This is a genomic window from Streptomyces sp. NPDC024632 (genome assembly GCF_055559175.1).
Window position 1 is genome coordinate 199,382 of record NZ_JBVHLD010000010.1, and the last position, 12,396, is coordinate 211,777.

Genomic DNA, 12,396 nt, shown 5'->3' on the forward strand with positions numbered 1-12,396 from the left:
CAGCCTTCCGAAGTCCCGGGCTCGGGTCCCTGACCTGCCCCCTGAGTCATCGACCCCTCCACGATCGCGCCGCCATCCGCCCATCATAGGAATGACGCTGTCGCGTTGTGACATACCCAGGCACCTGGTTTTCGCAGGGCGCAGACAAACCATCCCTTAGCTCCCTCGTACGCCCGCACGATTCGTCTTCCGGCCGTCGGCGGGGGCTCGGTCACCCGTTCGGCCGATCACTCGCGGGGGTGCCCGGCGGAGCCCTCCGGCCGGACGGCCGCTCTTCCTCAGCCGCCCGCGGGCCCCCGCGGATGACTGACCGTCGTGCGGTGCGCGCGCCGCTGCGAAGAGGTGCGGACGATCAACTCGGTCGGCATCACCTGCTGTACGGGATGCGCGCCGCCGACGCCCTCGATGGCGTCGATGAGCAACTGCACGACCGCCGTACCGATCCGGCGCGGTTTCAGCGACAGCGTGGTGATCGGCGGTTCGGTGCTGGCGTAGACGGTGCTCTCGCTGCAGCAGACCAGCAGCAGGTCGTCGGGCACGCGCAGGCCGTAACGGCGGGCGGCGGCCAGCAGATCGGTGCCGTTGGGGTCGAAGAGCCCGTAGACGGCGTCCGGGCGGTCGGGCCGCGCCAGTAAGCGGTCGGCGGCGACCGCGCCCGCCCGCGGGTCGTGCGCGGGATACGACTCGTAGACCGGCTCCTGGCCGACCCGCTCGCACCACTCCAGATACGCGGTGGTGGACAGCCGGGTGTACGTGTCGGTGGTGGTGCCGGTGAGCAGGCCGATCCGGCGGGCGCCCGCGGCGGCGAGGTGGTCGAGGATGCCGAGGACGGCGGCCTCGTGGTCGTTGTCGACCCAGGCGTGCACGGGCACGCTGCCCGCCGGGCGCCCGTCGCTGACCACCGGGACGCCCTGCCTGACCAGTTCGGCGACCAGCGGGTCGTGGTCGGAGGGGTCGATGACGACGGTGCCGTCCAGCGCCACGTTCCCCCACACGTCGTGCCGGGAGGAGGCGGGCAGGATGACCAGGGCGTAGCCGCGGGCCAGGGCGGCGGAGGTGGCGGCCCTGGCCATCTCCGCGAAGTACGCGAATTCGGTGAAGGTGAACGGTTCTTCGCCGTAGGTCGTCACGGTCAGGCCGATCAGGCCCGATCTGCCGGTGCGCAGTGTGCGGGCGGCGGCGGACGGGCGGTAGCCCAGCCGGTCGGCGACCTCGCGCACATGGCGGCGGGTGGCGTCGGGCAGTCGGCCCTTGCCGTTGAGTGCGTCGGAGACAGTCGTGATCGAGACTCCGGCGGCGGCGGCGACGTCCCTGATGCCCGCCCGCTCAAGCCGGCGTCCGATGGGCCGGCTCGCCTGGTGGTTCCCTGCTGCTGTCATGGCCTGCCGATATTAGGACGGCGCTGGTCCGGTCGGCGCCTGCCGTTTCTACCCCCCAGAAGATAGGTTTCTGCAAGATCGAACCCCGTATGCAAGGTGGAATATGCAGGCGGCAGGGCGTGCCCTGTGGGTGATACCGGCGCGGGTGCGGCCGATGCCCGTCCATTGGTCCACCGACAGGAGTGACGTCAACTCACTCCTACGAGGGACGCGGGGTGCCTTTTTTTGGCCGCCTTCTCTCCCCCGGACTCCGTCCGGGGGTGCCCCCATGGGCGGCTCAGACCCGGTATCGACAGTCGATCGCGGGTACCGCACCTCCACAGGGGGCGCGGGCGCTCGTAGGGTGTGGCCATGACCCCCAAGCTGCGCGCGGAACTGGACGGCATCCCCACGTACAAGCCCGGGCGACCCCCGGCCGTGGACGAGAGCGGTGCCCAGGCCGGGCCCGCCTTCAAGCTGTCCTCCAACGAGAACCCGTACCCTCCGCTGCCCGGTGTGCTGGAGGCGGCCACCGCCGCCGCGGCCACGTTCAACCGCTATCCCGACCTGGCCTGCTCGGCGCTGACCGCCGAGCTGGCGGGACGTTTCGGCGTGCCCGAGGCACACGTGGCGACCGGCACCGGCTCGGTCGGCGTGGCCCAGCAGTTGCTCCAGTCGACCTCGGGCCCCGGCGACGAGGTGATCTACGCCTGGCGGTCCTTCGAGGCGTATCCGATCATCACCCGGATCAGCGGCGCGCTGCCGGTGCAGGTGCCGCTGGACGCGGACGAGGTGCACGACCTGGACGCGATGGCGGCGGCGGTCACCGACCGCACGCGGCTGATCTTCGTCTGCAATCCCAACAATCCGACCGGCACGGTGGTGCGCCGGGCCGAGCTGGAACGATTCCTCGACCGGGTGCCGTCCGACATCCTGGTGGTGCTGGACGAGGCGTACCGCGAATTCATCACCGACCCCGATGTTCCCGATGGAATCGATCTGTACCGGGACCGTCCGAACGTGGCGGTGCTGCGGACCTTCTCCAAGGCGTACGGCCTGGCGGGCCTGCGGATCGGCTTCGCGGTGGCGCACGAGCCGGTGGCGGCGGCGCTGCGCAAGACGGCGGTGCCCTTCGGCGTGAGCCAGCTCGCGCAGGACGCGGCGGTCGCCAGCCTGCGCGCGGAGCCGGCGCTGCTGGAGCGGGTCGCGGGCCTGGTCACCGAGCGGACCCGGGTGGTCGAGGCGCTGACCGCGCAGGGCTGGACGGTGCCCGAGACGCAGGCCAACTTCGTCTGGCTGCGGCTGGGGGAGCGCACCACGGACTTCGCGGCGGCGGCCGAGCGGGCCGGCACCACCGTCCGCCCCTTCGCGGGCGAGGGCGTACGGATCACCGTCGGCGAGACCGAGGCCAACGATCTGCTGCTGCGGACCGCCGAAAGCTTCCGCAAGGAGCTGTGACGCGGCGGCGCGCCCGTCGGCACGATCCCCCGAAACCCACTCCCACCTGCGCTTTCGCCCCTTGCGACCCCCCGGTTGCAGGGGGCGAACTGCTGTGCGTAATACTGAGCTTGTGAATGTATTCACGTTCACAAGCTGATCGGGTTGTAGGAGAAAAGGAGACGGATCGTGCAACTCGCAATGGGTCCACTGGACGTCGCCCGATGGCAGTTCGGCATCACGACCGTCTACCACTTCCTCTTCGTGCCGCTGACGATCTCGCTGTCCGCGCTCACGGCCGGACTCCAGACCGCGTGGGTGCGCAGCGGCAACGAGAAGTACCTGAGGGCCACCAAGTTCTGGGGCAAGCTCTTCCTGATCAACATCGCCATGGGCGTGGTGACGGGCATCGTCCAGGAGTTCCAGTTCGGCATGAACTGGTCGGACTACTCGCGCTTCGTCGGCGACATCTTCGGCGCCCCGCTCGCCTTCGAGGCACTGATCGCCTTCTTCTTCGAGTCCACCTTCATCGGCCTGTGGATCTTCGGCTGGGACAAGCTGCCGAAGAAGATCCACCTCGCCTGCATCTGGATGGTCTCGATCGGGACGATCCTGTCCGCGTACTTCATCCTGGCCGCCAACTCCTGGATGCAGCACCCGGTCGGCTACCGCTACAACCCGACGACCAAGCGCGCGGAACTCACCGACTTCTGGGCGGTGCTCACCCAGGACACCGCGCTGGCGCAGTTCTTCCACACCATGTCCGCCGCCTTCCTCACCGGCGCCGCGTTCATGATCGGGATCGCCGCCTACCACCTGGCCCGTAAGCAGCACATCTCCGTGATGCGCTCCTCGCTGCGCCTCGCCCTGGTCGTCGCCGTCGTCGCGGGCGCGCTCACCGCGATCAGCGGCGACACCCTCGGCAAGGTCATGTTCAAGCAGCAGCCGATGAAGATGGCCGCCGCCGAGGCGCTGTGGGACGGCCAGAAGGGCGCGCCCTTCTCGATCTTCGCGGTCGGCGACGTCAACAAGGGCCACAACAAGGTGGCCATAGACATTCCGAACCTGCTGTCCTTCCTGGCCACCGACAACTTCAACGCCTACGTGGGCGGCATCAACGACGTCAACAAGGAAGAGCAGGCGAAGTACGGCCCCGGCGACTACCGGCCGAACATCCCCGTCGCCTACTGGGGCTTCCGCTGGATGATCGGCTTCGGCGTCGTCTCGATCGGCGTCGGCGCGGCCGGCCTGTGGCTCACCCGCCGCAAGTTCTGGCTCGCGCCCGCGCACCGCACCGGCGACGACGAGGTCCCGCACCTGATGCTCACCAGGAACGGGCAGATCGGCCCCCGGCTCACGCGCTGGTACTGGTGGATCGCCCTGTGGACCATGGCCTTCCCGCTGATCGCCAACTCCTGGGGCTGGATCTTCACCGAGACCGGCCGCCAGCCCTGGGTGGTCTACGGCGTGCTGCGCACCCGCGACGCGGTCTCCCCCACGGTCTCCACCGGCGAGGTCTTCACCTCCCTGATCGTCTTCACCCTCCTCTACGCGGCTCTCGCCGTCGTCGAGGTGCGGCTGCTCCTGAAGTACGCCAAGGCGGGGCCGCCGGAGCTCACCGACGACGACCGCCGCTCCCCCACCCGGATCGGCGGCGACGACGACGGCGCGGACGCCGACCGCCCGATGGCCTTCTCGTACTGAGCGTCCGTACCGACTGATCCGTACCGACTGATCCGTACCGACTGATCCGTACCGACTGATCCGTACTGACTGAGAGGAGTGCGACATGCATCTGCACGACGTCTGGTTCGTCCTCATCGCGGTCCTGTGGACCGGCTACTTCTTCCTTGAGGGCTTCGACTTCGGGATCGGCGTCCTGACCAAGCTGCTGGCCCGCGACCGTACCGAGAAGCGGGTCCTGATCAACACCATCGGCCCGGTCTGGGACGGCAACGAGGTGTGGCTGCTCACGGCGGGCGGCGCGACCTTCGCGGCCTTCCCCGACTGGTACGCCACCCTCTTCTCCGGCTTCTACCTGCCGCTGCTGATCATCCTGGTCTGCCTGATCGTGCGCGGCGTCGCCTTCGAGTACCGCGCCAAGCGCGACGACGAGCGCTGGCAGCGCAACTGGGAGAACGCGATCTTCTGGACCTCCCTGGTCCCGGCGCTGCTCTGGGGCGTCGCCTTCGCGAACATCGTGCGGGGCGTGAAGATCGACGCGAACAAGGAGTACGTCGGCAACTTCTGGGACCTGCTCAACGGGTACTCGATCCTCGGCGGACTCGTCACCCTGAGCCTCTTCACCTTCCACGGCGCCGTCTTCGCCTCGCTCAAGACCCTCGGCGACATCCGCGACCGGGCCCGCGCGCTGGCCACCCGCGTCGGCGTGCTCACCGCGCTCCTCGCGCTGGCCTTCCTGACCTGGACCCAGGCAGCGCACGGCGACGGCCGCAGCCTGCCCGCGCTGATCGTCGCGGTCGTCGCCCTGGTCGGGGCCCTCGGCGCCAATCTCGCGGGACGCGAGGGCTGGTCGTTCGCGCTGTCCGGCGTCACGGTCGCGGCGACCATCGCCATGTTCTTCCTGACGCTCTTCCCCGACGTCATGCCGTCCTCGCTGAACGACGCCTGGAGCCTGACCGTCACCAACGCCTCCTCCACGCCGTACACGCTGCGGATCATGACGTGGTGCGCGGGCATCGCCACGCCCCTCGTCCTGCTCTACCAGGGCTGGACGTACTGGGTCTTCCGCAAGCGCATCGGCACCCAGCACATCGCGGGCGCGGCGACCGGTCACTGACGCGACCGGTCACTGAGGGCCGATCGCTGACAGTCGGTCACTGACCGAAGGGAGATGTTCCACGTGAAACCTGTCGATCCGCGACTGCTGCGGTACGCGCGTACGACCCGGGTCTTCCTCGCCGGGGCGGTGCTGCTCGGGCTGGCCGGGGCGGGGCTGATCATCGCCCAGGCGGTGCTGATCGCCGATGTGGTGGTCGGCGGGTTCCGGGACGGGGAGGGTGTCGGGGAGCTGCGCGGGACGCTCGCGTGGCTGGTGGCGGTCGCCGTCGGGCGGGCGCTGGTCGGCTGGCTCACCGAGCTGTGCGCGCACCGGGCGGGGGCGGCGGTGAAGTCGCAGCTGCGCGGGCAGCTGCTGGAGCGGGCCACCGCGCTGGGCCCCGGCTGGCTGACCGGGCGGCGCAGCGGTGAGCTGACCACGCTCGCCACCCGCGGGATCGACGCGCTGGACGACTACTTCTCGCGGTATCTGCCGCAGCTCGGTCTCGCGGTGGTCGTGCCCGCGGTCGTGCTGGCCCGGATCGTCACCGCCGACTGGATCTCGGCCGCCACCATCGCGGTGACGCTGCCGCTGATCCCGCTGTTCATGGTGCTGGTCGGCTGGGCGACCCGCGAGCGGATGGACCGGCAGTGGAAGCTGCTGGCCCGGCTGTCCGGGCACTTCCTCGACGTCGTCGCGGGGCTGCCCACGCTCAAGGTCTTCGGCCGGGCCAAGGCGCAGGCCGACAACATCCGCGCCATCACCGGCGAGTACCGGCGGGCCACGCTCAAGACGCTGCGGATCGCGTTCCTGTCCTCCTTCGTCCTCGAACTGCTCGCCACCATTTCCGTCGCGCTGGTCGCGGTCGGGATCGGCATGCGGCTCGTCCACGGCGAGCTGTCCCTGCGGACGGGCCTGCTGGTGCTGATCCTCGCGCCCGAGGCGTATCTGCCGCTGCGGCAGGTGGGCGCGCAGTACCACGCGGCGGCCGAGGGGCTGGCGGCGGCGGAGCAGGTCTTCGAGGTGCTGGAGACCTCGCCGCGGACCGGGGCGGGTGCGGTACGGGGGCGGGCCGCCGCGCCGGATCCGCGGGGTGCCGCGATCACGGTCGAGGGGCTGGTCGTACGGGAGGGCGGGTCGCTGGCCGCGACGACGTTCACCCTCGCGCCGGGTGAGACGGTGGCCGTCACCGGGCCCAGCGGGGCCGGGAAGACGACCCTGCTCAACGCGCTGCTCGGCTTCGTTCCCGCCGCCGAGGGGCGGATTCTGGTCGGCGACACCGACCTCGCCGCGATCGACCCGGCCGACTGGCACCGCTGGATCGCCTGGGTCCCCCAGCACCCGCACCTGTTCGCCGGGACCGTCGCCGACAACGTACGGCTCGCCCGGCCCGACGCCGACGACGCCGCCGTACGTACCGCGCTCGCCGACGCCGACGCGCTCTCCTTCGTCTCCCCCGCCACCGTCCTCACCGAGGACGGCACGAACCTCTCCGCGGGTCAGCGCCAGCGCATCGCCCTGGCCCGCGCCTTCCTCGCCGACCGCCCCCTGCTTCTCCTCGACGAGCCCACCGCCAACCTCGACGGCGCCACCGAGGCCGAGATCGTCACGACCCTCCACCGCCTCGCCGCCACCCGCACCGTCCTCCTCATCGCCCACCGCCCCGCCCTCCTCCCCCTCGCCACGAAAGTCCTCTCCCTCCGCCCGCCCCGCATCTCCGCCGTCGACGGCGACCCGACCGCGGCGGGGGACGGGGCGTCGGCGGCGACGGATCTGGTGCCTGGCGGCACGGTGGTCTCGGCGGGGGACGTCACCCCGTCCGAGCCCACGCCGGTCGCGGCGGCGGCTCGCGCGGCGGCGACGGCGACGCCTGTGGTGGCGGATGGCGGGGTTCTCTGGCGGGTGGGGCTGCGGGTGCGGCGGGCGGCTGTGGGGGTGGTGGGGCGGTCCGGGCCGGAGGCGCTTCGCGTACGTGGTGGCGGGGCGCTGGGGCGGTTCGTGGCGGCCGTCGGGCTGGGGGCGGCGGCGTTGCTGTCGGCTGTGGGGCTCATGGCGACGTCGGGGTGGCTGATCAGCCGGGCGTCGCAGCAGCCGCCGGTGCTGTATCTGATGGTGGCCGTGACGGCGACGCGGGCGTTCGGGATCGGGCGGGCCGTGTTCCGTTACGGCGAGCGGCTGGTGGCGCACGACGCGGTGTTCCGGGCGCTGGCCGGGGTGCGGGTGGCGGTGTTCCGGCGGCTGGAGCGGCTGGCGCCCGCGGGACTCGGCGGGACGCGCCGCGGTGACCTGCTCTCGCGCCTGGTCGCGGACGTGGACGCCGTCCAGGACCACTACCTGCGGTGGCTGCTGCCCGCGCTGACCGGCGGCCTCGTGTCCGTGGCGACCGCGGCCTTCACCGGCTGGCTGCTGCCCGCCGCCGGGCTGATCCTGGCCTGCGGGCTGCTCGCCGCGGGCGTGGCCGTCCCCGCGCTGTCGGCCGCCGTCGCCCGCCGCACCGAGGCGCGCCTCGCGCCCGCCAGGGGCGAACTGTCCGCCCGCGTCCTCGGCCTGTTCACCGGCACCGCCGAACTGACCGTGGCGGGCGCCCTCCCGCGCCGCCGAGCCGACGCCGCGCGCGCCGACCGTACGCTCACCCGGATCGCGGGCCGTTCGGCCGCCGCGACCGCGCTCGGCGCCGGACTGACCGCGCTGGTCAGCGGGGTGACGGTGACGGCGTGCGCGTACGTCGGCGTCCGGGCCGTCAGCGGCCACCACCTCCAGGGCGTCGCGCTGGCCGTGCTCGTGCTGACGCCGCTGGCCGCCTTCGAGGCCGTCGCCGGGATGCCGCTCGCGGCCCAGCAGCGGCAGCGGAGCCGGCGCTCGGCGGCGCGGGTGAGCGAGGTGCTGGACGCGCCGCTGCCCGTACGCGAGCCGGAGCGGCCCGCGCCCCCGCCCGCGTCACCGTTCCCGCTGGTCGTACGGGAGGTGACGGCCCGCCACCCGGGCCAGGACGCACCGGCGCTGGACGGCGTCGGCCTCACCCTCACCGAGGGCCGCAGGATCGCGGTCGTCGGCGCCTCGGGCGCGGGCAAGACGACCCTCGCCCACGTACTGCTGCGGTTCCTGGACACCGAGTCGGGCACGTACACGCTGGCGGGGCAGGACGCGGCGGGCCTGGACGGCGACGACGTACGCCGCCTCGTCGGCCTGTGCGCCCAGGACGCGCACGTCTTCGACAGCACCGTCCGGGAGAATCTGCGGCTCGCCCGCCCCGGCGCGGACGACGGCGAACTCCGGGAGGCGCTGGCCGCCGCCCGGCTGGACATCGACCTGGACACCCTCGTCGGCGAACACGGCGCCCGGCTGTCCGGCGGCATGCGCCAGCGCCTGGCCCTGGCCCGCGCGCTGCTCGCCCGTTTCCCCGTCCTCGTCCTGGACGAGCCCGCGGAACACCTCGACCTGGCCACCGCCGACGCCCTGACCGCCGATCTGCTGGCCGCCACGCGCGGCCGTACGACGCTGCTGATCACCCACCGGCTGGCCGGTCTCGCGGGCGGCGCGGTCGACGAGATCGTGGTGCTGGAGCGGGGACGGGTCGTGCAGCGCGGCGGCTACGAGGAACTGGCGGCGGCCGAGGGGCCGTTCCGCCGCACCCTGGAGCGGGAACGGCTCGCGGACACGGCTCTGGCGGGGGCCACGGCCGCCGCCTCGGGACCGCGTTCGCTCGTGGGCACGGGCACCGCCTGACTTTCCCGGACATACGCCACCAAATAACCTCGGCTCATGGCCTCAGACAACGAGACGCCCAGCGGGACGCCCGAGGAAGCGCGCCAGGAGACGGCCGGGGCGGCCCCGAACGACGAGGACGCCCCGGCATACGCCCCGGCCTACGACGCGGCACCCCCCGCGGGACCGACCTCTTCCGGAGACGCTCCGGGCGACGGGGAGACCCCCGAGCCGACCACCCTCAGCTTCCAGGGCATCGCCTCCCAGATCACCGTCCGGCTGCCGGAACTGCTGGAAGCGGTCGTCTCGGTCGGCACCGGCATCGAGCTGCACACCACGCTGCGCCGCATCGTGGAGACGGCGGCCGAGCTGGCCGGGGCGCGTTACGCCGCGCTCGGCGTCCTCGACGCGGACGGCTCGGGACTCGCGGACTTCATCACGTACGGGATCAACGAGGCCGACGCCGAGCGGATGGGCGCACTGCCCGACGGTCACACCGGGCTGCTCGGCGAGCTGATCCGGCACCCGGTGCCGCTGCGGCTGGCCCACCTGTCGGACGACGCCCGCGCGGTGGGCCTGCCGCCGGGCCATCCGCCGATGAGCAGCTTCCTGGGCGTCCCGATCCGCGTCCACACCGAGATCTTCGGCAATCTCTACCTCACCGAGAAGCGCGGCGGCCGGCAGTTCACCGACGAGGACACCGCCATGCTGCGCATCCTCGCCATGGAGGCCGGGATCGCGATCGGCAACGCCCGGCAGTACGAGGCCACCCGGCAGCGCGAGCACTGGATCAGCGGCGCCGCCGCCGTCACCACGGCCCTGCTCACCGGGGACGGCACCAGCGACGCGCTCGACGTCGTCGCGGTGTGGGCCCGCAAGCTCGCCGAGTCCGCCGCCGCGCTGGTCATGCTGCCGAGCCTCGACGAGAACGGGGCCGGGGACGGCGGCCTCGAGGTCGTCGCGGCCTCCGCCGCCGAGCCGGCCGGCATGGTCGGCACCGTCATCCCGCCGCAGAATCCGATCGCGGCCCAACTCCTCAACGGCGAGGCCGTCTTCGTGGCGGACGCCGCCTCCGACCCGCGCACCACCACGCGGCTGGCGGAACGCTTCGGGCCGACCATGATGCTCCCGTTGCGGAGCAACGACCGTGTCATCGGCATCCTCGCGCTGCCGCGCGAGCCCGGCGGCCGTCCGTTCACCGAGGCCGAACGCGTACTGGCCACCCAGTTCGCCGCCCAGGCAGCGCTCGCCCTCGTCCTGGCGGACGTGCAGCGCGACCGCGAACGCCTCGCCGTCTACAAGGACCGCGACCGTATCGCCCGCGACCTGCACGACCTCGTCATCCAGCGGCTCTTCGCCACCGGCATGATGCTGGAGGGCGCTGGGCGCAGGGCCCGTACGCCCGAGGTGCGCGAGGGCATCGGCCACGCCGTCGACGAACTCGACGCCACCATCCAGGAGGTGCGCACCGCCGTCTACGCCCTCCAGCAGGCGCCCGACGACGCCCCCTCAGGACTGCGCGCCCGCGTCCTGCGCGAGGTCGGCACCGCCGCCGTCCCGCTCGGCTTCCAGCCGTCCGTACGTTTCATCGGACCGGTCGACGCGCTGGTGGGCGAGCCCACCGCCAAGAACCTCGTCGCGGCGCTGCGCGAAGTCCTCTCCAACGCCTTCCGGCACGCCCGCGCCTCGCGCATCGACATCACCCTCGACGCCACCGCCACCCTTCCCGGCGGCGGCGACGCGGTCCGCCTGACCGCCACCGACGACGGCGTCGGCATCCCCCCGGCCGGCCGCCGCAGCGGCCTGCGCAATCTCTCCCGCCGCGCCCAATCGCTGGGCGGATCGAGCCAGTTCGGGCCGGGCCCCGAGGGCGCGGGCACGACGGTGCGGTGGGAGGCGCCGCTGCGTACGGACTGACCGGGCGGAGCGGTGCGACCAGCCGTCCCCGTACGGGCTAGGGCCTGTCCGCGTGCCGGGCGGCGATGATCCGCTCGATGACGCGGGCGACCCCGTCGTCGTTGTTGGACTCGGTACGGTGCGTGGTCGTGGCCAGGACGCGGGGATGGGCGTTCGCGACGGCGTACGACGTACCGGCCCATCCGAGCATCGCGAGGTCGTTCGGCATGTCGCCGAAGGCGACGACCTCGGCGGCGGACACCCCGCGCTCGGCGCAACATCGCGCCAGCGTCGTGGCCTTGCTGACGCCCTCGCCGCTGATCTCCAGCAGCGCGCTGTCGCTGGACCGGGTGATCTCGCCGTGCTGTCCCGCCACGCTCAGCCCGATGGCGAGGAATTCGTCCGGGTCGATGGACGGGTGCTTGGCGAGCAGCTTCAGCAGCGGCTGGCGCGGGTCGCGCACGGCGAGCAGTTCCTCGATCGGGGCCGTGGGGCCGAAGTCCGGCTCGATCACGCGGGGGTAGTCCGGCTCGCGGTAGAAGGTGTCGGCGCGTTCGACGGCGAAGGTCGTGCCGGGCACGGCGGCGCGCAGCGCGTGCGCGACGGCGAGGGCGTCGTCCTCCGGCAGCGGGAACGCCTCGATCAACTCGCCTTTGTGCAGGTCCCAGACGGAGGCGCCGTTGGCCAGGATGGCCATGCCGTGCCCCGCGAGGTGGGCCGCGACGGTGTCCATCCAGCGTGCGGGGCGCCCGGTGACGAAGAAGACCTCGATGCCCGCGGCCTCGGCGTCGGCGAGCGCCGCGACCGTACGCGGGGACACCGTCTTGTCGTCGCGCAGCAGCGTGCCGTCCAGGTCGGTGGCGATCAGCCGCGGCGGAGGGGCGGTGTAGGAGGCGGCGGACGACACGTCCGCTGATCGATGCTGCCCGCTGGGCTCATTGGCTGAGGTCACGGGCCCATCCTTGCGCATCCTTGCCCCGCCCGCACAAAGGTGCGGATACCCGCTCAGCCGAGCCCGTTTTGGCCGCGATTCCGGCTTGATCCCATCGCTCCCGGGGGCGTCACAGGGGCGCGGGTCACGCGATCACGGCAGGGGTACGGGCTGACGGACTGGCAGCGGATACGGCTGACGGTACGACTGGCTGGTGCGGCCGCCGGCGCGGCTGCTGGTGCGGCTGCTGGTGCGACGAGGGTGAGCGCTGCGCTTGTGGGGCGCAGAAA

7 protein-coding genes are annotated in these 12,396 nt (G+C 72.4%); 5 read left to right on the forward strand and 2 right to left on the reverse strand.

Annotation, left to right across the window (positions count from 1 at the left end; translation table 11 throughout):
* Positions 1-278: 278 nt before the first annotated feature.
* Entirely contained in the window at positions 279-1,379 is a 1,101-nt protein-coding gene (locus ACZ37P_RS22335; RefSeq protein WP_355336624.1) for a LacI family DNA-binding transcriptional regulator, read from the reverse strand.
* A 351-nt stretch (positions 1,380-1,730) separates the two neighbouring features.
* Here ACZ37P_RS22335 and hisC point away from each other — a divergent pair, with 351 nt between their 5' ends.
* From hisC to ACZ37P_RS22360, 5 genes are all read left to right on the forward strand, one after another.
* A complete protein-coding gene (gene hisC / locus ACZ37P_RS22340) occupies positions 1,731-2,816 on the forward strand; it encodes a histidinol-phosphate transaminase (RefSeq protein WP_188280733.1) in 1,086 nt (361 codons plus the stop codon).
* 180 nt (positions 2,817-2,996) lie between these two features.
* A complete protein-coding gene (locus tag ACZ37P_RS22345) occupies positions 2,997-4,499 on the forward strand; it encodes a cytochrome ubiquinol oxidase subunit I (RefSeq protein ID WP_391043491.1) in 1,503 nt (500 codons plus the stop codon).
* Between the two features lie 85 nt (positions 4,500-4,584).
* Entirely contained in the window at positions 4,585-5,595 is a 1,011-nt protein-coding gene (gene cydB / locus ACZ37P_RS22350; protein ID WP_355336621.1) for a cytochrome d ubiquinol oxidase subunit II, read from the forward strand.
* Positions 5,596-5,658: 63 nt separating this feature from the next.
* Complete coding sequence (gene cydD / locus ACZ37P_RS22355; protein ID WP_467348249.1) at positions 5,659-9,300, forward strand: thiol reductant ABC exporter subunit CydD; 3,642 nt, start codon at positions 5,659-5,661, stop codon at positions 9,298-9,300.
* Between the two features lie 36 nt (positions 9,301-9,336).
* Positions 9,337-11,196: a sensor histidine kinase gene (locus ACZ37P_RS22360; RefSeq protein ID WP_467348251.1), complete on the forward strand. Its 1,860-nt coding sequence runs from the start codon at positions 9,337-9,339 to the stop codon at positions 11,194-11,196.
* A gap of 37 nt (positions 11,197-11,233) precedes the next feature.
* Here ACZ37P_RS22360 and ACZ37P_RS22365 read toward each other — a convergent pair whose 3' ends face one another.
* Positions 11,234-12,145 (reverse strand): HAD family hydrolase, encoded by a 912-nt coding sequence (locus ACZ37P_RS22365; protein WP_391042094.1) that lies wholly within the window; start codon positions 12,143-12,145, stop codon positions 11,234-11,236.
* Positions 12,146-12,396 lie beyond the last annotated feature (251 nt).